Source organism: Nguyenibacter sp. L1, assembly GCF_035199985.1.
GTDB lineage: Bacteria > Pseudomonadota > Alphaproteobacteria > Acetobacterales > Acetobacteraceae > Gluconacetobacter > Gluconacetobacter vanlangensis.
Window position 1 is genome coordinate 4257820 of sequence record NZ_CP127015.1, and the last position, 24662, is coordinate 4282481.

21 protein-coding genes and 1 tRNA gene are annotated in these 24662 nt (G+C 68.0%); 18 read left to right on the forward strand and 4 right to left on the reverse strand.

The genetic code is table 11. The features are described from left to right. Positions 1-27: 27 nt before the first annotated feature. Positions 28-765 carry a response regulator gene (locus QN315_RS19370; protein ID WP_323990968.1) on the reverse strand — a complete coding sequence of 246 codons (738 nt, stop codon included), beginning with the start codon at positions 763-765 and terminating at the stop codon, positions 28-30. A 144-nt stretch (positions 766-909) separates the two neighbouring features. Between QN315_RS19370 and QN315_RS19375 the strand changes: the two genes are divergently transcribed. From QN315_RS19375 to glpK, 12 genes are all read left to right on the forward strand, one after another. Next, positions 910-1401: a sigma-70 family RNA polymerase sigma factor gene (locus QN315_RS19375; protein ID WP_323990969.1), complete on the forward strand. Its 492-nt coding sequence runs from the start codon at positions 910-912 to the stop codon at positions 1399-1401. 145 nt (positions 1402-1546) lie between these two features. Continuing rightward, entirely contained in the window at positions 1547-2116 is a 570-nt protein-coding gene (locus QN315_RS19380) for a sigma-70 family RNA polymerase sigma factor (protein ID WP_176640230.1), read from the forward strand. 178 nt (positions 2117-2294) lie between these two features. Then, a complete protein-coding gene (locus tag QN315_RS19385) occupies positions 2295-2480 on the forward strand; it encodes a hypothetical protein (protein ID WP_176640231.1) in 186 nt (61 codons plus the stop codon). Beyond that, positions 2481-4292 (forward strand): sensor histidine kinase, encoded by a 1812-nt coding sequence (locus QN315_RS19390; protein ID WP_323990970.1) that lies wholly within the window; start codon positions 2481-2483, stop codon positions 4290-4292. Between the two features lie 78 nt (positions 4293-4370). Then, entirely contained in the window at positions 4371-6137 is a 1767-nt protein-coding gene (cydD, locus tag QN315_RS19395; protein ID WP_323990971.1) for a thiol reductant ABC exporter subunit CydD, read from the forward strand. Positions 6138-6162: 25 nt separating this feature from the next. Then, positions 6163-7845 (forward strand): thiol reductant ABC exporter subunit CydC, encoded by a 1683-nt coding sequence (gene cydC, locus QN315_RS19400; protein ID WP_323993663.1) that lies wholly within the window; start codon positions 6163-6165, stop codon positions 7843-7845. A gap of 144 nt (positions 7846-7989) precedes the next feature. Continuing rightward, entirely contained in the window at positions 7990-8364 is a 375-nt protein-coding gene (locus tag QN315_RS19405; RefSeq protein ID WP_176640998.1) for an OmpA family protein, read from the forward strand. Positions 8365-8395: 31 nt separating this feature from the next. Further along, positions 8396-10237 (forward strand): DNA helicase RecQ, encoded by a 1842-nt coding sequence (recQ, locus tag QN315_RS19410; protein WP_323993667.1) that lies wholly within the window; start codon positions 8396-8398, stop codon positions 10235-10237. 6 nt (positions 10238-10243) lie between these two features. Beyond that, complete coding sequence (locus QN315_RS19415; RefSeq protein ID WP_323990972.1) at positions 10244-11017, forward strand: DeoR/GlpR family DNA-binding transcription regulator; 774 nt, start codon at positions 10244-10246, stop codon at positions 11015-11017. Positions 11018-11157: 140 nt separating this feature from the next. Next, complete coding sequence (gene glpD, locus QN315_RS19420) at positions 11158-12786, forward strand: glycerol-3-phosphate dehydrogenase (RefSeq protein WP_323990973.1); 1629 nt, start codon at positions 11158-11160, stop codon at positions 12784-12786. 67 nt (positions 12787-12853) lie between these two features. Continuing rightward, positions 12854-13744: an MIP/aquaporin family protein gene (locus QN315_RS19425; protein WP_176640649.1), complete on the forward strand. Its 891-nt coding sequence runs from the start codon at positions 12854-12856 to the stop codon at positions 13742-13744. Between the two features lie 31 nt (positions 13745-13775). Continuing rightward, complete coding sequence (glpK, locus tag QN315_RS19430) at positions 13776-15281, forward strand: glycerol kinase GlpK (protein ID WP_176640650.1); 1506 nt, start codon at positions 13776-13778, stop codon at positions 15279-15281. 64 nt (positions 15282-15345) lie between these two features. Here the strand turns inward: glpK and QN315_RS19435 are convergent, their stop codons facing one another. Then, complete coding sequence (locus QN315_RS19435; protein WP_323990974.1) at positions 15346-15867, reverse strand: copper chaperone PCu(A)C; 522 nt, start codon at positions 15865-15867, stop codon at positions 15346-15348. 245 nt (positions 15868-16112) lie between these two features. Between QN315_RS19435 and nrdR the strand changes: the two genes are divergently transcribed. From nrdR to QN315_RS19455, 4 genes are all read left to right on the forward strand, one after another. Beyond that, complete coding sequence (gene nrdR / locus QN315_RS19440; RefSeq protein WP_323990975.1) at positions 16113-16661, forward strand: transcriptional regulator NrdR; 549 nt, start codon at positions 16113-16115, stop codon at positions 16659-16661. Positions 16662-16701: 40 nt separating this feature from the next. Beyond that, entirely contained in the window at positions 16702-17250 is a 549-nt protein-coding gene (gene nusB, locus QN315_RS19445) for a transcription antitermination factor NusB (RefSeq protein ID WP_323990976.1), read from the forward strand. Between the two features lie 17 nt (positions 17251-17267). Further along, positions 17268-18251, forward strand: coding sequence for a thiamine-phosphate kinase (thiL, locus tag QN315_RS19450; RefSeq protein WP_323990977.1), 984 nt, complete (start codon positions 17268-17270; stop codon positions 18249-18251). 261 nt (positions 18252-18512) lie between these two features. Continuing rightward, the gene (locus QN315_RS19455) at positions 18513-20897 is read left to right on the forward strand and encodes a TonB-dependent receptor domain-containing protein (RefSeq protein WP_323990978.1); all 2385 of its coding nucleotides are present in this window, start codon (positions 18513-18515) and stop codon (positions 20895-20897) included. A 131-nt stretch (positions 20898-21028) separates the two neighbouring features. Here the strand turns inward: QN315_RS19455 and QN315_RS19460 are convergent, their stop codons facing one another. Then, positions 21029-22189 (reverse strand): hypothetical protein, encoded by a 1161-nt coding sequence (locus QN315_RS19460; protein ID WP_176639984.1) that lies wholly within the window; start codon positions 22187-22189, stop codon positions 21029-21031. Between the two features lie 106 nt (positions 22190-22295). Between QN315_RS19460 and QN315_RS19465 the strand changes: the two genes are divergently transcribed. Together QN315_RS19465 and glk are read left to right on the forward strand one after the other, a co-directional pair. Then, complete coding sequence (locus QN315_RS19465; protein ID WP_176639983.1) at positions 22296-23111, forward strand: SDR family oxidoreductase; 816 nt, start codon at positions 22296-22298, stop codon at positions 23109-23111. A gap of 141 nt (positions 23112-23252) precedes the next feature. Further along, positions 23253-24221: a glucokinase gene (gene glk / locus QN315_RS19470; RefSeq protein WP_323990979.1), complete on the forward strand. Its 969-nt coding sequence runs from the start codon at positions 23253-23255 to the stop codon at positions 24219-24221. A 215-nt stretch (positions 24222-24436) separates the two neighbouring features. On the opposite strand, the gene QN315_RS19475 is transcribed toward glk, so the two are convergent. Continuing rightward, positions 24437-24510 (reverse strand) — tRNA-Cys (locus QN315_RS19475). Positions 24511-24662 lie beyond the last annotated feature (152 nt).

Below are 24662 nucleotides of genomic sequence, written 5' to 3' on the forward strand. Positions count from 1 at the left end.
GCGGCCGGCTGCCTCCGCCGGGTTTGACTAATCGATCTGCGGGCCGCCGGTAACCGCCTGATAGGTCGCGATCGCCAGCGTCGTCGGTTCGAACGGCTTGGTGATGACGAAGGTCGGCTCGACCGCCTCGCCGGTCAGCAGCCGTTCCGGATAGGCGGTGACGAAGATGACCGGCGCGTCATGTTGGCGCAGGATACTGGCCACCGCGTTCATCCCGTCGCCGCCGGCGCCGAGATTGATGTCGGCCAGGATCAGCCCGGGCCGCGTCCGGCGCGCCAGCTCGATCGCGTCGGCCTCGGTCGCGGCGACGCCCGCGACCTGATGGCCGCAACTGCGGACCAGTTCCTCGATGTCCATGGCAATGATCGGTTCGTCTTCGATGATCAGGATCGAGGTCTCGGCGACCGTGCGCAGCCCGGCATGGGCATGCGCCAGAATGTCCGACGCGCGCTGGACCTCCGTCTCCAGAACCTTGGCGGCTTCGGAAACCGTCAGTTCCTCCAGCGCGGTCAGCAGCAGCAGCTTGCGCTCCACCCCACCCAGCCCGTCCCGCGTGCCGGAATTGTCCTGCGGTTGAAATTGTCGTGAAATGCTCCGATACAGGCTGTGCCGGGGTGACATCTCCCCCGTATCCGAAACCGCCAGTTCACGCAGGCTTTCGGCGACCAGCAGGTCGCCGCGCGGCTGGCTGCCCGTCAGGGCACGGGCATAACGCCTGGCGTAAGGAAGGGCACGGATCAGATCCTGCCGCCGCGAGAGGGGCATCGGACATTCAACTCCCATCGGATTATGTTACAGTTTGGAGCATGACAGTGTCACAATTGTCGGCAAGAAGGGAGGGGACACGTCCTGGCATCGGTCACCGGCTCGACGAGCGGCCGTACGGTATCGCAACTGCGGCGCGAGATCATGTCTCTTTTGCCGGATCTGCGCGGGTTCGCACGTTTTTTGACGCGGGATCCCGCGTCGTCCGACGACCTGGTGCAGGAAACGCTCGTTCGTGCCCTCGCGGCGCTGGAGCAGTTCCAGGCCGACACCAATCTCAAGGCGTGGCTGTTCACGATCCAGCGTAACGTCTTCTACGAGCAGCGGCGCCGCCATCTGCGCGAGCAGGTGGTGATGAACGATTACGCCGTCCAGGCCCAACGCCGGGCCGAAAGCCGCCCGGCCAGCGTCCGCGACGATGTCCGCGATCTTGAAAACGTGTTCTGGCTGCTGCCGCCTTTGCTGCGCGAGGCCCTGATCCTGGTCGGCGCCCAGGAAATGACTCATGAGGAAGCAGCCGGCATCTGCGGCGTTCCGGTGGGCACGATGAAGGCCCGCGTTTCGCGCGCGCGGGCGCAGTTGACCAAACTCGTGGCGAAAGCGCGCGGCGACATGCCGGCTCCGGATACCGAATAGGGGCCCGCATGGGCCCCGGCCGATGGCGTCCCGCCCGGCACGGTGCATTACCTCACAGTTTCGTCATGAAAAAAATGCAACCCTGCCACAAGTCTGTTCATTGTTTCATCGTGTGACGGGAAGTCGTGCGAAGGGAAACGAAATAATGTCCAACAGCTTTCATGATCAGGTCATCGCGATCCTTCCGCGGCTGCGGGTGCAGGCACTGGCCCTGACGCGCAATCGGACATTGGCCGAGGACCTGGTGCAAGACGCGGTCTGTAACGCGCTCGCCGCCCAAGAGAGTTTCATTCCCGGCACGAATTTTTCGGCGTGGATGCATCGCATTCTGCGCAACCGCTTCATCTCCGACCTGCGCAAGCGGCGCGAGACGACGGATATCGAGGACGTCCCCGCCGCGGCGCTGGCGACCGCGGCCGCGCACGAGGATCGGCTGGCGCTGAAAGACCTGGCCGAGGCGCTGGACCGGCTGCCCGAGGATCAGCGCGAGGCGCTGATCATGGTCGTCATGCACGGCATGAGCTACGAGGCGCTGGCCGACGCCACCGGCTGCGCGGTCGGCACGGCCAAGAGCCGCGTCTTCCGCGCCCGCCGCCAGTTGGAAGCCTGGATGGTCGGCGAGGGGGCCGAAAGCAACGCGCTCAAGGCCCGCGTCGCCCGGATGCGCAACCTGCTGGCCGAACGCGAGGCAGGGGCGCCGGTCCTCCATGCCTGAAACGGGGCCTGAAACGGGGCTAGGGAATTAGGTGGACCGGCGTTTCGCAAACGCTCATGCGCGTCACCCGGCGGCTGGACGGTCGCCGAGCGGTGTTTTAGTCTCGAAGGAGAATTGTGCAACCGGAGCACATGCGCGAGAGTTTTGGCGGGGTAGAAGTGGGCCTCAGGGATCAACGATGACGCCGCCCAAGGATGCACATTCTTCCAGGCAGCCCAAACCCGTCAGGAAAGCCCAGCAAGACGACCCGTTCGAACTCTGGCTCAAGCGCGGGCTGCATCAATTGTTCGACGAGATCGCGCGTGAGCCGGTACCCGAGGAACTGCTGCGTCTAATCGAGGAAGATCGCAAGACCAAGGAATAGATGGAGCGCGACAAGGGGTACCGCCGTCCGGGGGGCGAGACGCCGCATCCGGCACGAGTCTGGCGGCTGTTCGACACGGTCAGCACGCGCATGGTGATGATCATCCTGCTGTCCGCCGGGCCGATCGCCATCATCGGCGGGCTGCAGGCATGGAACAGCTATCGCCACACGCTGGCGGCGCCGGCCTTTCGCGCCGACATGGCCGTCAGCCGCATCGACCTGGAAATTCGCCACGACGTCGACCATGTCAGCGCCCTGCTGTCATCCGTCAGCCGCATGGCCCTGGACGAACAGGGCGTGGGAAACACGCTGCAGCTCGCCCAGTCCCTGACCGGCCATTTCTACCGGCAGCTCGCGCTGCTGGATGACAGGGGGATGATCGTCGTGGCGGTGAACAGCGGCGCGCCATTGCCCTTGCCACCCCAATTATCGACGGACGAACTGCCCAGCTTCAGCGGCGACGTCCGGATCGTGCCGCTGGACGTTCCCGGGCAGGACCCGGACGGACGTTCCTATATCCGCATCACCATCGCCACCATGATCGCCGACAGTGGGGGCAATCCGGTGCGCCACGGTTTCCTGACCGCGATCATGCCGGTCGTCTGGACGCGCCATCACCTGCAGATCGGCGATCCGCGCCTGGATTTCATCCAGAAGGACGGCGCGATCGATGCCTGGATCGTCGGGCGGGACCATAATATCGCGCCGCTCTGCGGCGATTGCTGGCGCCCGCGTCAGCCGCCTGCGCAGGTCATGGCCTGGGTCGCCGCCTTTCAGCCCGGTCATTACGGGCGCCAGGTGCTGTCCGTCGGCGACGCGGCCTATGCGTTCGGTCCGGTGGAGGGCGGCGTCGGCGCCCTGACGATGACCCGCCGCAACATGGCCGAGACCCACGCTCTGGTCATGTTCGTCATCTGGCTGTTCGTCATCATCGCCCTGCTGGGGTGCGGCCTGACCGGCGTGGCGATGAGCGCGAACGTACTGCTGGTCGCGCCGCTGCGCCGCCTGACCAGTTCGGTCGAACTCTGGCAGGCGGATGGCGGCGTGTTCGACGCGCGCTATAGCTGGGCCATGCCGGTCGAGATCCGCCGGCTGGCCGCGGCCTTCACCAAGGCGACGCGCAGCCTGACCCGGCACGAGCAGCGGCTGGCACGCGCTTCGGCCCGGCAGGACCTGCTGCTGAAGGAAATGCATCACCGGGTGAAGAACAACCTGCAGATCGTCGCGTCGCTGCTGAATCTGCAAGGCAACCGCATCCGCCTGCCCGAAGCGCGCGAGGAATTCGCCCAGGCCCGCGACCGGGTGCGCGCCCTGGCGACCCTGCATCGCTATCTCTATTCCGACGGCGAACTGCTCAGCCTCAGCATGGAACAGTTCGTGACCGAACTCTGCCACCAGATCTTCCAGGCGGCGGGCGAGGACCAGGGCGGAAGGATAACGCTGTCCGTCGATGCCGAAGGGCTGGAACTCGGGCCCGACCAGGCCGTGCCGATGGCCCTGATCGTGACCGAAATCGTCAGCAACGCGATCAAATACGCCTTCCCCGACGGCCGCCACGGTTCGGTCGCCGTCATGCTGGCGCGTGCCGACGGCCGGCATGCGCGGCTCAGCGTCGCCGATGACGGAATCGGCCTGGCCGAGGGCCATCGCCGCTCGGCGGAACAGCGCAGCGGCCTCGGTACGCAACTGATTCGGGGCTTCGTCCGGCAGTTGGGCGGCGTCATGGATATCTCCGAGGAGAACGGCACGCGCTATGTGCTGCTCTTCCCGATACAATTGGCCCATGCGCGCGAGAAACGCGCCGCCGGCTGACATGTGCCGACATGTTCCGACACGGTACTGGCGGGAATGGGTGTCCCTGACCCCCCGCTTCGATTATAGAACGGGCTCATGAGCGGTGACAAAACAGTGATGCGGGCCTGGACCCGGGCCCAGTCCCGTATGGGGCGCGTACGGGCCCTGCCCGTGGTGGCGGCGGGCCTGTTGTCGGGCCTGACGGCGGTGGGGCAGGCGTGGTGCATGGCCGCGATCCTGGCGTCGGTGCTGGTCGGATCGGGGGGCGGCCGTGGTGCGGGCATGTGGCTGGCGGCGCTTGCCGTGCTGGCGGTCCTGCGCGGGCTGCTGGCCGTCGCGGGCGACGTGGCGGCGGCCGGCGCCGGCCGCGCGGCGCGGCGCCGGCTGCGGACCGACGCCCTGGCGGCGATCCTGCGCGGCGGTCCGGCGCTGCTGCGGCGGCAGCACAGCGCCGAACTGACCGCGCTGGCCGTCGACCGGATCGAGGCCCTGGACGGCTTCTTTGCCCGCTGGGTGCCCGCCTCGATCCTGTGGATCGCCGTGCCGGGCCTGATTGCCGTGCTGGCCGCCCTGGTCCAGCCCGGATCGGCCGCCATCATGGCCGTCTGCGGCCTGGCGGTGCCGGTCGGCCAAGCCTTGTTCGGCATCGGGGCCGCAATGGCGTCGCGCAACCAGTTCCTGGCGATGACGCGGCTGCAGGCACGGTTCCTGGACCGGGTGCGGGGCATCGCGACGATCGTCCTGCTGAACCGCACGGATGACGAGGCCGCGCGCCTGGCCGCCGCCGCCGACGAACTGCGCCGCCGGACCATGAAGGTGCTGCGTGTCGCCTTCCTGTCCTCGGCGTCGATCGATTGCGCCATGGTCGCGGCTCTGATCCTGATCGTGCTGCATGACGGCGGCACCGTGCTGGCGCTGCATCGGGCCGGCGCGGCATCGCCGGCGCTGGCCGGCAGCGCGATGCGCGGCCTGTTCGTCCTGCTGCTGGTGCCCGAATTCTTCGCCCCGCTCCGGGGACTGGCCCTGGCCTATCAGGATCGCGCCCATGCCGCGGGCGCCGCGTCCGCCATGGCCGATCTTCCCGCCGGTCCCGACGGGCTCGCCGCGGCGCAGACAGCGGGCCGGCCGGACATGCAGGCCCCCATTCGCCAACGCACAGCCGGGGGCGTCGAACTGCGCTTTTGCGACGTGACGTTCGCATGGGATCCGGCACGCGGCGCCGTACTGCGCAATCTCAGTTTCGAGGTCCGGCCCGGCGAGACGCTGATTCTCGTCGGTCCGTCGGGATCGGGCAAGTCGACGATCATCGAAATGATCCTGGGCTTCATCGCACCCGACCAGGGCAGGGTGCTGATCGGCGGGGCGGATATCGCCGGCCTGCCGCCCGCGGCCCTGTCCGGCTTGATCTCGTGGATCGGGCAAAGGCCGGTGCTGTTCGCCGGTACCTTGCGTGAGAACATTCTGTTCGCCCGGCCCGAGGCCACGGAAGACGCCGTGATGGACGCGGTGCGCGCGGCCGCGATCGACCGGTTCATGCCGGGCCTGCCGGACGGGCTGGACACCAGGATCGGCGAGGGCGGGTTCGGCCTGTCGGGCGGGCAGGCCCAGCGCGTGGCCATCGCGCGGGCCTACCTCAAGAACGCGCCGCTTCTGCTGCTGGACGAACCTACCGCTCACCTGGACCCGGCGACCGAGGCCGACATCTTCGCCAGTCTGCGCGCGCTGGCCCAGGGACGGACCGTCATCCTGTCCACCCATTCGGCAGCCGCCCGCGCGCTGCCGGGGGCCTGCCTGGACCTGGGCGCGCGCCAGAGCCCCGGACAGGACGCCACCATATCCGAGGAGCCCGCCCATGCCGGATAAGACGCGGGACAAGATGCCGGACAACATGATGCCGGCTGTGCCCCGGCACGACCATGACGGGCTGGCCCCGGTCCTGCAGGTCCTGGCATTGTGGCGCGGCCGCGCGCCGCTGCTGCTCGCGGGGCTGTTCCTGTCCCTGCTGGCGCTGCTGTCCGGCCTGGTGCTGATGCGCGGTGCCGGCGCGCGCCTGGCCGCCACGGCGGCGGCCGGCGTGGTGGCGGGGGCGCTGCTGCTGCGCGTCTCGGGGGTGCTGCGCGTCGTACTGCGCTATGCCGAACGCCTGCTCACCCATGATGCGATGTTCCGCGCCCTGGCCGATATCCGCGTCTGGTTCTTCCGCCGGCTGGCCGGCGGGGCGGCGGCGGGGCTGGGGTTCCGCCGCGCCGGCGACCTGCTGTCGCGCCTGGTTTCGGATGTCGAGGCCCTGGACGGGCTGTATTTGCGGATCCTGGTGCCCCTGGCGGGGGCCTGCCTGGTCCTGCCCGTCCTCGTCTGGGCCGCCTATGGGGCCGATCACGCGCTGGCCGCCATCCTGGGCGGGCTGTTCGTGACCGGCGCGTTCCTGATGCCGCTGGCCGCCGCCCTGCTGGGCCGGCGCGAGGCCGCGATGCTGGGCCACCGTCTGGCGGCGCTGCGGATCGGCGTGCTCGACCTGGTCAGCGGCCTGCGCGAGGTGCGCGCCTTCGGCGCCGAGGCGCGCATCCTGGCGCATGTCCAGGCACGCGACAGGTCCCTGCTGGACGGGCAGGCGCGGCAGGCGCGGCTACTGGCGCTGCTGGGCGGCGCTTCCTATCTGTGCGGCCAGGCGGCGGTCATCGCGGTCCTGGCGTCCGTGTCGGGGGTGTGGCTGGGCCCCGTTCCGGCCGTGCGTGGCGCCGCGCTGCTGTTTCTGGTCATCGCCGGGTTCGAAAGCGCCGCGGGGCTGACCCGCGCCGGCGCCCTGGCCGGCGGGATCAGCCGGGCGGCGGCCCGCGTGGTCTCGGCCGGCGAGGACGGCCTGACGAAGCGGGTTCCTCCGGCCACGCTTCCGGCGCCCGCCGGCACGGATATCCGCTTCGAACAGGTCGGGTTTCGCTGGCAGGCCGATCGCGCCCCGGTATTCGACGGGCTGACCCTGGACATTCCGGCCGGGTCGCGGGTCGCGGTGCTGGGGCCGTCCGGAATCGGCAAATCCACCCTGGCGGCGCTGCTGCTGAAGGTCGCGGCCCCCGACACGGGGCGGATCCTGCTGGGCGGCCAGGACCTGGCTGCCCTGGATGACCGTTCCGTCCGGCGGCGGGTCGCCTGGCTGTCGCAGGCTACGCATCTCTTCGCCGATACGATCCGCGCCAATCTGCTGCTGGGCCGGCCGGATGCCGACGACGCCGCATTATGGACGGCCCTGGACCGCGCGCAGGTCGGCGACGTGGTGCGCGCGCTGCCCGATGGGCTGGACACCTGGCTGGGCGAGGGCGGAACCGCCCTGTCCGGCGGGCAGGGGCGGCGCATCGCCCTGGCGCGCACGCTGCTCTCCGACGCGCCGATCCTGATCCTGGACGAACCCGCGACCGGCCTGGACGCCCGGACCGAACGCGACTTCCTGGAGACCCTCTATGCGGTGACAACCGGCCGCACGGTGATCCTGATCGCGCATCGCCTGGTCGGCGTCGAACGCCTGGACCGCGTCTGGCACCTGACTGCAGGCCACGCGCGCGCCGCCCCCGTCTGAAACGCCGCTCTGCTGACATGCCGGCGGCGAGAGGTTGACGGCGCGGCCGCCAGCGGGCACCAAGGCATTATCGTTACGTCGCTGACTTTTCCGCATTGTTGGCGGCCGATTCATCCATCAGCCGACACAAGGGGAGGGCTGCCGATGCGTCGCCTGTCACTGATTCTGGGTCTCTGCCTTCTGGCGGGTTGCACGAACGGACCGTCTCGGAAATTCGTCGTATTCTTCACGCGTGATTCCAGCAGGCTGGACGATCCGGCCCGCTGGGTCGTCACGCATGCGGCCCAGCAGGCGGCGCTGTATCCGCAGGCATCCGTCAGTGTCGAAGGCTATGCCGCGGCCCATGGCGACCTGTCGGCCGACGCGCTGCTGGCCGTCGACCGGGCGAAGAAGGTGGCGGACCAACTGGTTGCCGACGGAGTCGCCCCCAGCCGTATCCGGCAGACTCCCCGCCCGCCGTCGAACGAGGACGGCGCCGTCGGCGCGCGCCGGGTCGAAATCGAAATCGGTGCTTCCTGACCGCCGGCAGGCCGATGCGCCGGATGCCGGCATGACCGGCCATGTGCCCCCCGACTCGCCGCGCGCGATCCTGGCGCGGGTCTTTGGCTTCCCCGATTTCCGCGGCCTCCAGGAACAGGCGGTCGACGCGGTCATGGCCGGACGCGATTGCCTGGTCCTGATGCCGACCGGCGGCGGCAAGAGCATCTGCTACCAGGTTCCGGCCCTCAGCCGTCCCGGCACGGGACTGGTGATCTCGCCGCTGATCGCGCTGATGGACGATCAGGTCGCGGCCCTGCGCCAGGTGGGCGTCAATGCCGGCGCGCTGCATTCCGAACTCGAGCCCGAGGACGCGGCCCGGGTGCGCGCGGACCTGGCGGCCGGCCGGCTGGACATCCTGTATGTCTCGCCCGAACGATTGCTGTCCCCCGGCACGCTGGAGCGTCTCTCCCGGCTCGCCATCTCGGTCATCGCGATCGACGAGGCGCATTGCATTTCGGCCTGGGGGCATGAATTCCGTCCGGAATACCGTGCGCTGGCCAGCCTGCCCGAGCATTTCCCCGGGGTGCCGCGCATCGCGCTGACCGCCACCGCCGACCCGCGCACCCAGGCCGACATTCTCGATGCGCTGGCCATGCCGGACGCGACCGTGCTGCGGGCCAGCTTCCACCGGCCCAACCTGGATATCGCGGTCCGGCCCAAGACCGCGGAAACGCGGCAGTTGCTCGACGTGCTGGACCGCCACGGCGGCGAGGCGGTGATCGTCTATTGCGGCAGCCGCAACAAGACCGAACGCGTGGCCCGCTCGCTGCGTGAGCGCGATTGGCCCGCCCTGCCGTTTCACGCCGGCCTGTCGCCGATCGAAAAGCGCGCGGCATTGCTTCGTTTTCGCTCGGGCGAACCGGTGGTGATCGTCGCGACCATCGCGTTCGGCATGGGGATCGATCGGCCGGATGTCCGGGCGGTGGTGCATCTGGACATGCCGTCCTCGCCCGAGGCCTATTACCAGCAGATCGGCCGGGCCGGCCGCGACGGCGAAAAATCGGACACGGTCCTGCTCTATGGCGGCGACGACATCGCCCGCGCGCGCCACTGGCTGGAGCAATCCAGCGCCCCCGACATCCAGAAACGGGTCATGAGCGCGCGGCTCGAGGCGATGATCGCGCTGACCGAAACCACCGGCTGCCGGACCCAGGCGCTGCTGGCCTGTTTCGGCGAGAACCTGGCCGAACCCTGCGGTCATTGCGACAATTGCCGCAACCCGGTGGCGTCGTTCGACGGCACGGTCGAGGCGCAGAAGGTGCTTTCGGCCATCTATCGCATCGGCCAGAAATTCGGCGCGGTGCATGTCGCCTCGGTGCTGCGGGGCAAGGACAGCGAGATGGCGGCGCGCCACAGCCATGACCGGCTGACCGTGTTCGGCATCGGCCGCGACAGGCCGGAACTGTTCTGGCGCGGGGTGATCCGGCAATTGATCGCGCGGGGCGCGATCCGCGTTTCGGGTGAATTCAACGCCCTGGCCTTGAACCAGGACGTGGCGCGCCCCATCCTGCGGGGCGAGGAACGGGTGATGCTGCGCGACGACGCGGCCGACGCCCTGCGTGCCGCGGGCAGCGCGCGCACCGGCCGGGCGGCCGGCGGCGGCAAGGTCGCCATCTCTCTGCCGCCCGAGGCCGAGGCCCCCTTCGCGGCCCTGCGCGCCTGGCGGTTGGGCGAAGCCCGGGAACAGGAAATTCCGCCCTATGTGATCTTCCACGATGCCGTGCTGCACGACATTGCCGTCGAACGGCCGGCGACGCTGGACGCGCTGGGCCGGATCAAGGGCGTGGGCGCATCGAAACTGGACCGCTACGGCGCCGCCGTGCTGCAGGTGCTGGCCGGGTCCGGAGGATAGGGCACGATGAGCCGCATCCCGACCGACGAACGGCATCGCGAGATCCTGTCGCTGGTCCGGCTGCGCGGCTATGTCTCGAACGAGGAACTGGCCCAACGGCTGCAGGTCGCGGTCCAGACGATCCGCCGCGACGTCAACTATCTGGCCGGCGCGGGGCTGGTGACGCGCCACCACGGCGGTGCGGGCCTGGTCTCGTCCATCGAGAATATCGCCTATACCGAACGCCAGATCCTCAACCGGCGCGAGAAGGAGGCGATCGGCCAACTGGCAGCGCGGGACATTCCCGACAATTCCTCGCTCTTCATCAATATCGGCACGACGACCGAGGCGTTCGCCCGCGCGCTGCTGCGGCACCGGGCGCTGCGCGTCATCACCAACAATCTGCACGTGGCGGCGATCCTGTCGCCGCAGGCCGATTTCCGCGTGGTGATCGCGGGCGGCTCCGTCCGCGCGCATGACGGCGGCATCACCGGCCCCACCGCCACCGCGATGATCGACCAGTATCGCGCCGATTACGGCGTGATCGGCATCAGCGGCATCGAGGAAGACGGCACGTTGCTGGATTTCGACCTGGACGAGATCGACCTGGCACAGGCCATCATGCGCAACGCGCGCAGGATCTTCCTGTTGGCCGATCATACCAAGTTCGCCCGCCGTCCGATGGGGCGGGTCGGAAACCTGTCGCATATCCACGCCCTGTTCACCGATCGCGCGCCGCCGCCCGCCATTCGCGCCCTGCTGGACGCGCATCAGGTCGCCCTGCACATCGCCGAGCCCTGAAAACGAACCAAAATATTCTAAAACGAACAATTTTGGTGTCGTCCTGCGCGAAATGTCACGAAAATGTGCCGGAAACTTGCGAGGATTCCTGTTGAATGCACGGGTTATGTTCGTTTACGAACATTCTCGAGGAGAATGCAATGGGATCCGACACTGGAACCATAATCGCCGCCGACACGGTGTCCGCAGACACGGCGCTCTATGATCTGCTGATCGTGGGCGGCGGCATCAACGGCGCGGGCATCGCGCGCGATGCGGCTGGGCGCGGGGCCTCGGTGCTGCTGGTGGAGCAGCACGACCTGGCCAGCCACACGTCATCGGCCAGCACCAAGCTGATCCACGGCGGCCTGCGCTACCTGGAATATTACGAATTCCGCCTGGTGCGCGAAGCGTTGATGGAGCGCGAGCGGCTGCTGCGCATCGCCCCGCACATCATCTGGCCGCTGTCGTTCGTCCTGCCGCATTCGCGCCTGGTGCGGCCGGCCTGGATGCTGCGGCTGGGCCTTTTCCTGTACGATCATCTGGGCGGGCATCTGGGCGGGCGCATGACCCTGCCGCGCTCGCGCGCCGTGCGGCTGCACGACGATCCGGCGGGCCTGCCGCTGCGCGACGAATACCGGCGCGGCTTCATCTATTCCGACGGATGGGTGCAGGACAGCCGACTGGTGGTGCTGAATGCGATGGATGCGCGCGCCCGTGGCGCGGAGATCCGCACACGCACCACGCTGGTCAGGGCCCGCCGCGCCGGCACGGTGTGGGAGGCCGAACTGGCCGACGCGCGGGGCGGGCCGGTCCGCACGGTGCGCGCGCGTGCCCTGGTCAACGCCGCCGGGCCCTGGGTCGACCGCGTGTTGCGCGACCGGCTGGGCGTCGCGACCACCAAGCATGTGCGCATGGTCAAGGGCAGCCATATCGTGGTGCCGCGCCAGTTCGACGGAGAACAGGCCTATATCCTGCAGAATCCCGACCGGCGCATCGTCTTCGTCATCCCGTACGAGCAGGATTTCACCCTGATCGGCACCACGGACGTGCCCTGGACGTCCGATCCGGGCCAGGTCGAGATCTCGCCCGAGGAAATCCGCTATCTGTGCGACAGCGTGAACCGCTATTTCCACAAGCCGATCGCGCCGTCCGACGTCGTCTGGTCTTATGCGGGCGTCCGGCCGCTCTATGACGACGCGGCGCAGAATGCGTCGGCGGTCACGCGCGACTATGTGCTGGATGTCGACGTCCCGGACGGTGTTTCAGGCGCCACTCCGGGCGGCGCCCCCCTGCTGTCGATCTTCGGCGGCAAGATCACGACCTATCGCCGCCTGGCCGAACACGCGCTGGAAAAGCTGACGCCGTACCTGCCCGTGGTGACGGGCGCGGGGTGGACGGCCGATCAGCCGCTGCCGGGGGGCGATCTGGGGCCGGGCGGTTTCGATGCCGTATTGGAGCGACTGCGCGCCGACGCGCCCTTCCTGCCGGAACGGACGGCCTGGCGGCTGGCGCGCAATTACGGCACGCGTGCCTGGGCCATCATCGGCGACGCGCGCCAGATGGCCGATCTGGGCGAGGAATTCGGCGCCGGACTGACGGCGCGCGAGGTGGATTATCTGCTCCGCGAGGAATGGGCGGAGACGGCCGACGACATCCTGTGGCGCCGCTCGCGCCTGGGCCTGCATGTCGGCCGCGACGACGCCGCCCGGCTGGAGCGATATGTGAACGCGCGCCGGACCGGCGCGCCAGGACCGTCCGGACAGGCGCCGATCGCGATGGCAAGCTGAACGCCCCGCGGCGCGCCGCCGCCCGAACGCGACATTTCCCCGACAACAACGGAAAAGAAGCGGGAACATGTTCAAGGACAGGCAATTCGTCGGAGAGCTGATCTCCGAATTCATCGCGGTCTTCATCATCGTCCTGATCGGTGATGCCGTGGCGGGAATGTATTTCCTCTACGATCCCAGCCCCTATCGCACCGCCTATTGGGGCGTGTGCATCGTCTGGGGGCTGGCGGTCATGATCGCCATCTACGTCACCGGGGCGGTGTCCGGCACGCACGCCAACCCGGCGGTCACGCTGGCGCTTGCGCTCTATCGGGGTTTTCCCTGGCGCAAGGTGCTGCCGTACAACGCAGCCCAGATCCTGGGCGGCGTGGCCGGGGCGGCGATCGTCTACGTGCTCTATGCGCCGGTGATCGACCATTACAACATGCTGCATCATTTCGACCGCATGCATGACGGCGGCGCGGCGGGCGTGTTCTTCACCCATCCCGGCGAGGCCATCACCCCGCTGCACGCCCTGGTCGACGAGATCATCCTGACCGCGATGCTGCTGCTGGGGATCTTCGCGGTCACGTCCGAATACAATACCCAGGCGCCGCAGGCGAATTCCGGCGCGCTGATCATCGGCCTGCTGGTCGCGGCGCTGGGCGGCTGCGCGGGATATCTCGAAGCCTGGGCGCTGAACCCGGCGCGCGATTTCGGGCCGCGCCTGTTCTGCTTCCTGGCCGGCTGGGGGCCGACGGCCCTGCCGTCGCCGGGCCATTACTGGTGGGTGCCGATCGTCGGTCCCCTGGTGGGCGGCGTAATCGGGGGCGGGGCGTTCCAGTTCCTCGTACTGCCCTACATGCCCCGGCGGCGTCCGCCCAGCCAGATCGAATCCGGCCCCGGCGAACCCGCGAAGGTCGAACCCTTCCCCAGCCCGGACGCCGCCCCGCCGCCTTATATCGCCGCGCGCCGCTGACACCGACGAAGCCAAGTCAGGAGCAAGACATATGAACGACAAGACCACAGTCCTGGCGATCGACCAGGGAACGACGTCCACCCGCAGCATCCTGTTCGACCGCGATGCCGAGGAACTGGCTTCCAGCCGCCGCGAATTCGCCCAGCACTACCCCGACCATGGCTGGGTCGAGCATGATGCCGACGAGATCTGGCGCGATACGCTGGCCACGGCGCGCGAAACGATCGAGCAGGGCGGCGGCGCGGGATCGATCGCCGCGCTGGGCATCACCAACCAGCGCGAGACGATCGTGGTATGGGACCGCGCGACCGGCGCGCCGATCCATCGGGCCATCGTCTGGCAGGATCGCCGCACCGCGCCGATGTGCGTCCGGATGCGTCAGGAAGGGCACGAGGACCTGGTGCGCCAGCGTACCGGCCTGCTGCTCGATCCGTATTTTTCGGCGACCAAGCTGGCCTGGATCCTCGATAACGTCCCGGGCGCCCGCCGCGATGCCGAAGCGGGAAAGCTGGCCTTCGGCACCATCGACTCCTTCCTGCTGTGGCGCCTGACCGGCGGCCGCGTCCATGCCACGGACGTCACGAATGCGTCGCGCACCCTGCTGTTCGATATCCACCGCCAGGTCTGGGACGACGATCTGCTGCGTCTGTTCGATATCCCGCCCGCGCTGCTGCCCCAGGTGCGCAGCAACAGCGAGATCTATGGCGAAACCGATCCCGCCTTGTTCGGGCGGGCTATTCCGGTCGCGGGCATGGCGGGCGACCAGCAGGCGGCCCTGGTCGGGCAGGCCTGCTTCCGGCCCGGCATGGCCAAGGCGACCTACGGCACCGGCTGCTTCGTCCTGCTCAATACCGGCGAAGCCGCGGTCCAGTCGGCCAATCGCATGCTGACCACGATCGGCTATCGCATCGGCAACCGCACGGTCTATGCGCTGGAAGGCGCGATCTTCGTCGCCGGGGCCGCGATCAAATGGCTGCGCGACGGACTGCACCTGATCACCCATGCGTCGCAGACCGACGATCTGGCCACCCGGATACCGCACAGCCACGGCGTCTATATGGTGCCGGGCTTCGTCGGGCTGGGCGCGCCGCACTGGGATCCCGAGGCGCGCGGGCTGATCTGCGGCCTGACCCTGGACGCCACGGCCGCGCACATCGCCCGCGCGGCGCTGGAATCGGTGGCCTATCAGACCTACGACCTGATGGCGGCGATGGCCCGGGACGGCGGCGGGGCGGTGACGACATTGCGCGTCGATGGCGGCATGGCGGCCAATGACTGGTTCTGCCAGTTCCTGGCGGACATCCTGCAGGCCCGGGTCGAACGGCCCCGCCATCTCGAAACCACGGCGACCGGGGCCGCCTATCTGGCCGGCCTGGCGACCGGGGTCTGGACCGATCTGGACGATGTCGCCGCCCGCTGGGCCCGCGGCCGCGTCTTCGACGCCGCGATGGAGGCCACCCAGCGCGAGACGATGCTGAAAGGCTGGCAGCAGGCGGTGCGCCGCACCCTGACCAGCACGTTTGCCACCGCGGCCTGAGGACGTGCCGGCCCCGCGGCCCGCGACGGGAAACGCCGCGCGGGCCGCGTCGCCAGGGGCCGTGCTACGGCGTCGCGTCGGTCTGGTCGGGGTTGGGCCGGATATCGAACGGCACGGTTCGTGTCGTGCCGCCCAGGAAATGAAACGTCACCGAAATGCGCCGTCCGGGCTGCACGCTGTCGTCATACCCGCTGCAGATCAGGTGATACCCGCCCGGCGGAAAGACCAGGACCGTCTGCGCCGGCAGCGCCAGATGGTCGAACAGTGCCGCGGTCTCCCCCGTGCTTTCCTGCTCTGTATGGTGGGCATACAGGGCATGGCAGGCCGGCGCGGTCACTCCGTTCAGCAGATGGGCGTCCTTGCCGCGATTTTCGATGGTGAAATAGCCGGTGGCGATTCGGCGGTCGGGCTGCAGGATCTGCATCCAGCTATCGCGTATGTCGATATCGGCGCCGGCGTCGGCCTGTCCAGGGGGGGCCTGTCCCGGCACCGCCGGCGAGGGGGCGTCTGCCGCCAGGGCCGGCCGGGCACCAATGGTACCCGCCAGGGCCAGCATTCCGACCAGCAGCGCGCGTCGCGTCATCATGGGGTCCTTGCCTGTTCGTTCGCTGCGACGTTACCAGCAGGAATAATACCAGCAAGCCTGAGTCGCCGAAAACCGGGCGATCGCACGTCCGGGCTTGCGCCCGGGCGATTTCATGCGCATTTCGTGCGGGCTACGCGCCGGGGCACGATTGGCGGCGGATTCCGCCACATGTTCCGCGATGACGAACTCGGGCGCCCGTCGGACAGCCGGCACGCGCCGCAACGCCGGTTGGGAAGCCCGCACGCATGCGATGCCCTTTTTGTGGTCACGAGGACACCCAGGTAAAGGACAGCCGTCCGCACGAGGACGGAACCGCGATTCGCCGTCGCCGTATCTGCGCGTCCTGCAGCCAGCGCTTTACCACCATCGAGCGGGTGCAACTGCGCGACCTGTATGTCGTCAAGGCCGACGGGCGCAGGGTGCCGTTCGAGCGCGACAAGCTGGCGCGCTCGATCCGCGTGGCCCTGCGCAAGCGCCCGGTGGACGAAGACCGGATCGACCGCATCGTCAACGGCCTGGTGCGCCAGTTGGAGGCATCGGGCGAGACGGACATCGCATCGCGCGACATCGGCAAGCTGGTGATGGACACGCTGCGCGAGGTCGATATCGTTGCCTATATCCGCTTTGCCAGCGTGCATTGGGATTTCCGTGAAACCAAGGATTTCGCGGCGATCCTGGAATCGATCCCGGTCGGCCCGGGCGAGGACCGGCCGGCCGCGATCAGGGTCCCGGCCGCCGATTCCGGCGCGGCGGTCGCCTCGGGCTATGGACCTGACGGCATAAAGAGGCGATGAAGCCGCCTTTCACGGATCAGCGGCAGCAGGAGACAGGCCCATGAACGGCGTACAGGACGAAGACGGCACACGCCACAAGCCCCGGTCGCGCACCGCGTCGCGCGTGGCGGTCGTGCAGGCGCTGTTCCAGATCGAGCAGGCCGACGACGCGCCCGAGACGGTGATCGCGCAGTTCCTGCGCCATCGGCTGGGACGCGTGCCCGGCGATCAGGCGGAGGATTATGAAGACGGTACGGTGCCCGAGGCCGATGCGAAATTGTTCGAGCAGGTCGCCCGCTCGGCCGTCGCCCGGCGCGAGCAGGTCGATGCGCTGATCGTCGACGTGCTGCCGTCATCCTGGCCGTTCGCGCGGCTCGACCCGGTGCTACGCGCGCTGCTGCGGGCCGCCGGCGCCGAACTGGCGGTGGTCGAGGGCGTGCCGACCCGCGTCGTGATCAACGAATATCTCGACATCGCCCATGGGTTCTTCTCGGGAGACGAGCCGAAGATGGTCAACGGCGTGCTCGACGCGCTGGCCCGCCGCCTGCGCACTGCCGCGCCTGCCGCCAGCACGCCCGCCGACAACGCGCCGGAAGCCGAAGAGGCCTGACCGGGCGGCGCTCCCCAATGCCCAACCATCCATCCGATCCTCCAACCCCCGACGCGTTGCCGCCCGAATTCGGGTTCATCAGGCGGCATTTCCGTGCCCTGGCGGGCGAGGGGGCGCTGGGCCTGACCGACGACGCGGCGTTGCTGCGCGCGCCGGCAGGACGCGAACTGGTCGTCGCGGTCGATACGATGGTCGAGGGCGTGCATTTCCTGCCGGACGACCCGGCCGATACGGTGGGGCGTAAGCTGCTGCGCTGCAACCTGTCCGACCTGGCGGCAATGGATGCGGCTCCCCTGGGCTATCTGCTGTCGGTCACCAAGCCTCCGGCACGGGACGAGGCCTGGTTCGCCGCCTTCGCCGAAGGGCTGCATGCCGACCAGGCGCTGTACGGGCTCAGCCTGCTCGGCGGCGACACCACGGCGACGTCCGGCCCCCTGGTCCTGTCGCTGACCATCCTGGGCCATGTGGCGCCGGGCGGGGCGCTGCGCCGCAACGGCGCGCGCGACGGCGATGGAATCTGGGTCACGGGCACGATCGGCGATGGCGCGCTTGGCTTGCGGGCGCTGCGCGGCGAACTGGCCGACCCCAGCGGTTTCCTGGTCCACCGCTACCGCCTGCCCGAACCCCGCCTGGGGCTGGGGTTGGGCGGCATCGCCCGGGCGGCGATGGATGTCTCGGACGGGCTGGTGCAGGATCTGGGCCATCTGGCGCGCGAAAGCGGTGTCGGCGCCCGGATCGACGCCGCATCCGTGCCCCTGTCGGACGCCGCCCGCCAGGCGGGGCCGGACTGGCTGGCCACCTGCCTGACGGGCGGCGACGACTACCAATTGCTGCTGGCCGTCCCGCCGGCGCACGACGACGCATTGCGCCGGGCCGCCGCCGCGCGCGGCGTGGCCGTGACCCGGATCGGCCGGTTCGACCGGACCATCTCCGGCGTCACGGTCCAGGGCCCGTCAGGCGAGACCATGGCATTCGCCCGCACGGGATGGAGCCATTTGTAAGAGACTGCCTCAATGGCCCCGCTGATGGCGCATGCAGGCTGGCGGCCGAATGGCGGCCGGCGGGCGTGCTCAAAACGGCAACGGATTGATGTTTCTTTTATCCTTGAGGTAACGGCCGCGCCTCCATAATTTCGGCCACAAACCGGTCCGGGAGGCGATCATTCGTCTTTCGCAGTAAAAAGGTCTATCAGGCTCCCCCGTTTCGGGATCATGCATGGCGCGAACCGGACGCGCGAAGGACGAAATGAAAAGGATCGAGGAATGACGTATCTCTCCCGCATGCCGGGACTGCGGGGCCGGTTGCAGGCCATGACCTGCCTGGCCGGCATGTTCTGTATGGCTACGGCGCCCCACCAGGGCGCGCACGCCGCAACCGGCCAGCAAGACCGTCATGCCTCGACCACCCGCCGGACCGCAACCGGCACGACCCCGACCGCTGCGCCACAGGTCCCCGCCGCTGCCTCGCGCGCCGCGACGGAAGACATCTCGGTCACCTCGTCCCGGCAGGCGCTGAACGGCGGCGGCGGCATGATGCGGCTGGAGACGGCACCGCACACCGTGCAGACCGTCGCGAAGGAATATATCGACATGCGCGCGCCGACCAGCACGGCGTTGGATCTGATCAAGAATTTGCCCAGCCTCAGCGTTTCGACCCCCGACACCGCCGGCATGCAGGGCGGCATGATCCAGGTGCGCGGCCTGACCGATCTGGACATGGGGCTGATGGTCGACGGCGCCCCAGCGGCGGCGGCCAAATACATGGCCGAGGACATCGATTCCGAGAACCTGGAAGAAGTCAACGTCACCCCCGGCAGTTCGGGGACCGACCTGCCCGTCATGTCCGCCGCCGCCGGCGTGATGGACGAGCGCAGCCACACGGCGGCGCACCAGTTCGGCGGGCTGATGGATTTCTCCTACGGCACCAACAATCTGTCGCGGGAGTTCCTGCGCCTGGAATCGGGCGAGATCGGCAATAGCGGCGTGCGCAGCTACCTCTCGTTCTCCAACACCCACAGCCGGTCGTGGATGGGATCGGGCATCAACGAACGCCGCCACCTGGATTTCGGTATCCAGAAGGACTGGCAGAACGGTTCGACCGCCAAGGTGTTCCTGTCGTGGAACAACGAGAACTTCACCATCGACAACTACCCGACCGCGCAGGAATTCTACCGGTACAAGCACACCGGCCAGGGCTGGGGGCGTTCGGACGATCCCAGGAACGACAATTACTGGCAGAACAGCAAGGACCACTGGAACCAGGTCTTCCTGACCGCGCCGCTGCATCTTGTCCTGCCCGCGCGCCTCAGCTTCGACCTGCAACCCTATTTCAGCTTTGGCCAGGGCTGGGATGCCGCACCCGCCAACCCCATCTCCAACGACGACGGCACGCCCTACAGCGGCCCGAACCAGACCAGCTTCTTCCTGCAGAACGACACCCGGCAGGTGGGCGCCGTCGCCAAGCTGAGCTACCAGATCGACCCGCACAACGTATTGTCGCTCGGCTACTGGTACGAGAACAATTATACGAACCAATCCTATCCCGGCGGCAACACCAGGGCGGACGGCACGCCGCCCAGCCCGTGGTATCTGTACAAGACCGGTGCCTTCACGTTCGGCCAGAACGCGGGGTATGAGATCCATTCGCTGTTCATCCAGGATACCGCGAAATATCTGCAAGACCGGCTGGTGATTCACGCGGGCTTCAAGTTCGCCATGATCAATAGCTGGACCGCCAGCTTTGCCAACATCGACGGCAGCAAGGTGAAGGGCTCGGTCTGCGACGACAGCGACAATTTCCAGCATTGCAGCAACAATCGGACCGAGCCGCTGCCGCAACTGTCGATCGGCTACACGTTCAACGAGCATCACCAGATCTACGTCAACGCCGAGGGCGATTACCGCCAGCCCAGCGCGGTGGATATGGGCTGGCTGCCGTCCGGCCCCAACTTCCTGAAGAATCAGTATTCCATCAAGGAAGAACTGGGATACCGCTATCACGACAAATACATCATCGCCGACCTGGCGCTGTTCAACTACAACGTCACGAACCGCATCGTGGACCAGTATGTGGGCATGAACAGCTTTTCGCCCATGTCGATCGGGAACCAGACGATGCGCGGTTTCGACGTCATGGTGTCCGGCCGCTCCATCCACGGTTTCAGCCCCTATGCGTCCTTCGAGTATCTGCACGCGACGCAGGACAGCAACGTGATGGACCCGTATACCAATACGCTGATCCATTCGAAGGGCACGCAGGCGGTGATGGCGCCGCACGTGATGGCGAATTTCGGCCTGACTTATACCCACAAGGGCTTCTTTGCCAACGGCAGCCTACATTACAGCGGCCCGCAATCGGTCAGCATCGCCGGCGACCAGCGCATGCCGGGCTATGTGACGGACACGCTGTCTCTGGGCTATCACTTCCCGGCGTTCCTGTTCGCGAAATCGCCGACCTTCCGCCTGAATTTCACGAATCTGACCGGATCGATCGTCCGCACCGGCGCCCTGGGCGTGGTCTATCGCGGCAGCGACCTGAACAGCCACTATGTCTATAGCGGCAGCATGCCTCCCACTCTGGGCTACGGCAATTCCTTCATGGTCGAACCCCGCTTCAGCATGACGGGCACCGTTTCGACCGCTTTCTGATTATCCGTCCGGCCCCTGCCATGGGGCCGGCATGGCCGGACGATTTTCAGTCGCGGCCCTCCAATCGCGGCGTGGTGCGCGGGGCTGCTGCCCCCGTACCCGGACGGGGCAATCGTCCCCCTTCCACCTCCTCAGTCGGTCAGGCTGCGGTCATACACCCGGTAGCGCTTGCACGGTTCGGGCGCCAGCCGTTCGATCAGGCGGCGTACCGGCATGTTGGTCTCCAGGATCCAGCCCATCTCGACCATGCGATAGGGCAGGGACCGGCCGCGCCGCATCAGCTCGGTGATCGCCAGCGCCGGCAACATGGCACCCAGCGCCGTGCCCTCGACCTTGGAGCTGACGCCCAGCAGAATGACGCGGGCGGAATGAAAGCGGTGCCGCAGCAGCCGCCCGCCCAGCTTGATCCAGCCCAGCGGCGAGGGCGCGCCACCCAGATCGCCCGCCACGTCGTACAGGTTGGGCACCACCAGCGCGACGGCCGCCGGCTCGCCCTTATGTTCGATCAGTACAAGGTGCTCGGACTTCAGGATCGGCTTCATCTGCGCGATCATGCCGCGCATCTCGTCGGCGGTCAGCGGCACGAAGCCCCAGTTGTTCCGCCAGGCTTCGTTATAAAGCCGACGCAGGATCTCGCCATCCTCGGCGATCTGCCGACGGCGCATGCCGCGCGTCGTCACGTCGCCCAGCTTGCCCTCGCCCAGCCGCAGACTGGCGGGTACCAGGTGCGCCTGCTCGGCGGCCGGGCCGATCTCCATCTGATAGGCCAGGAAATCCATCGCCTTGGCAAAGCCGCAAGCTTCGATCATCGCGGGCAGCCAGTGCGGATGCCAGGGCATGGCGATCATCGGCGGGGCATGCTGCCCGTCCACCATCATGCCCAGTTCGCCGTTCGAATTCAGGGTCATGGGCCCGCGGGCCAGGGGCATGCCCTGCGCGCGCAGCCACGCGCAGGCCGCATCCAGCAGGGCCGAGACGACCGCGAGATCGTCGATCGCGTCCAACGCCCCGAAAAAGCCAATTTTTTCGCCCAGCGTCTCGATGGCCAGATCATCGACATGGGCCGAAATCCGGCCGACCGGGCGTCCCGCGCGCATGGCCAGGAAATACTGGGCCCGGCCATGCCCGAAGAACCCGCTTTTGGCAGGATGCAGCAGATCCTTCTGCTCCATGTCCAGCGGCGGGACATAGCCCGGCAGGCCGGCATAAAGCCGGCGCGGCAGTTGAAGGAACAGTGACATCTGACGGCGGCCGGCGACGGGGATGATGACAAGTTGATCCGCTTGGTTCATGACCGGTCCGTACGATGCCGCAAAAGGGCGAATGAAATCAGGCGCCGACCAGCGCCGCCGGCCCCGTGGTGATGACACGGAACCGGCCTTGAAAGAAAGGGGCCCGATGGCCAGGAGGCGCCCAGGCGGCGAAATACGGTTCGATCCCGCGACGATCCTGATGACCGGGGCATCCAGCGGAATCGGCGCGGAAACCGCCCGGTTCTATGCGCGCGCCGGGCGGACGCTCATCCTGTGGGGGCGCGACGCGGGGCGGCTGGAACAGGTGGCGCGCGATTGCCGCGCGGCCGGCGCCACGGTGATCACGCGCGTGCTGGACCTGTCCGACGGGCAGGGGGCGCTTGCGGCATTCCGCCAGGACGATTCGGCAAATCCGGTCGACCTGCTGGTCCTGGCCGCCGGCCTGGGCGACATGCGCCCATCCGCCGACAAGACCGAGCGGGCGGAAACCGTGCTGGAACTCGGCCTGGTGAATTATGCCACCCCGGCCGCGCTGGCGACGGCGGCGGCCGAACGCATGGTGGCGCGGCGGCGCGGACACATCGTGCTGGTGGGATCGGTCGCGGCGTTCCACGCCCTGCCGTTCGCCGCCGGCTATTCCGGGTCCAAGGCCGGACTGACCCGCTTTGCCGAGGCGCTGCGCAACGGCATCGGCGACCATGGCGTGGGCGTGACCCTGATTTCCCCCGGCTTCGTCGACACGCCGATGAGCCGCCGCGTCGCCAGCGCCAAGCCCTTCCTGCAAAGCGCGCCCCAGGCCGCCCGCCTGATCGCCCGCGCGGTCGAGGAAGACCGCGCGCATCTGATCTTCCCTCGCCTGTTCGCCGGCTTGCGCCTGCTGGACCAGCTCCTTCCCGCCCCGGTGCGGTCGGCGATCCTGCGGCGCCTGAAGGCCGATCAGGCCCCCCGCCCGGCGGCATGACGCGCGCGACGCGAATCGAGACTTGACGGCTCCCCGGGAACGGGAAATCACTTTACGACGGATCACAAAAAAGTGCCCCGGCAGAGTGGGGCACCTCGGTCCCGGGCCGGGTAATAAAGGATCCAGGGAGTCGGAGACGACATGAAAGAGATCGTAGCGGTCGATATCGGCGGCACGCATGCGCGCTTTGCCATAGCCACTGTGGACGAGGGCCGGGTGACCGACCTGGGAAACGCCACGACCCTGAAATGCGCCGAACATGCCAGCCTGCAACTGGCGTGGGAGGCCTTCGCCCGCCAGATCGGGCGTCCCCTGCCGCGCGCCGCGGGGATCGCCGTCGCCTGCCCGGTGCAGGGCGAGACGCTCAAGCTGACGAATAATCCGTGGATCATCCAGCCGGCGCAGCTTGGTGCCAAGCTGGGCGTGGACGAACATGTCCTGGTCAATGATTTCGGCGCGGTGGGCCACGCCGTGGCGCAGGTCGATCCCTCCTATCTGCGGCATCTGTGCGGTCCGGACCGGCCGGTATCCGATGCGGGCGTGACCACCATCGTCGGTCCGGGCACCGGGCTGGGTTCTGCCTATGTCGTGCGGCGCGGCGGCCGCTACATCGTCTGCGAGACCGAAGGCGGCCATGTCGATTTCGCGCCGCTGGATGTGGTCGAGGACAAGATCCTGCAGCGGCTGCGCCTGCGCTATCGCCGCGTGTCGACCGAGCGCATCGTCTCGGGACCGGGCCTGGTCAATCTCTATGAGGCGATCGCCGAGATGGAGGGCCAGCCCGCCCGCACGCGCGACGACAAGGAGTTATGGACCCTGGCGCTGGAGGGGCGCGACCACATGGCCTCGGCGGCGCTGGAGCGATTCTGCCTGGCGCTGGGCGCCGTCGCCGGCGACCTGGCGCTGGCCCAGGGCGGGCACAGCGTGGTGATCGCGGGCGGGCTTGGCCTGCGCCTGGCGGACCATCTGCCCCGCTCCGGATTCGCCGAGCGATTCGTCGCCAAGGGACGGTTCGAGGCCATGATGTCCGACATGCCCGTCCGGCTGATCACCCACCCTCAGCCCGGCCTGTTCGGCGCCGCCGCGGCGTTCGCCGAACGCTTCACCTGATAAACACCTGATAAACGGACTTTCGGGCGGATTTCGGGGCGTTCGTCCCGGCCCATCGGCCGGGCCGGACGATTGCCGGTTGCATTCACGTTTTCGCGAATATCGGCGGCACTGGACATGCGCGCGTCCGGTGCCGCTTCCGATCGGAATCACGAAAAGAACGCCGCGAAAAGAAAGCCACGAAAAGAAAGATTGAGGCGCCGGCGGGTCATGTCTGGAGGTCCGGGCGGGAATCGAACCCACATTCGCGGATTTGCAGTCCGCTGCATCACCATTCTGCCACCGGACCCGACCGGGCGCGTTGGCTATATCCACTCTCTGACCCGCGCGGTCAAGTCGTTGTGTGCGCAGGGCATGCTAGGCAGTTCGGCCCCAAGGACATAAAACAAGACGACATGAATCAGGCGGACATAAAATTGTGTGGCCGGGAACTCTTTGTGA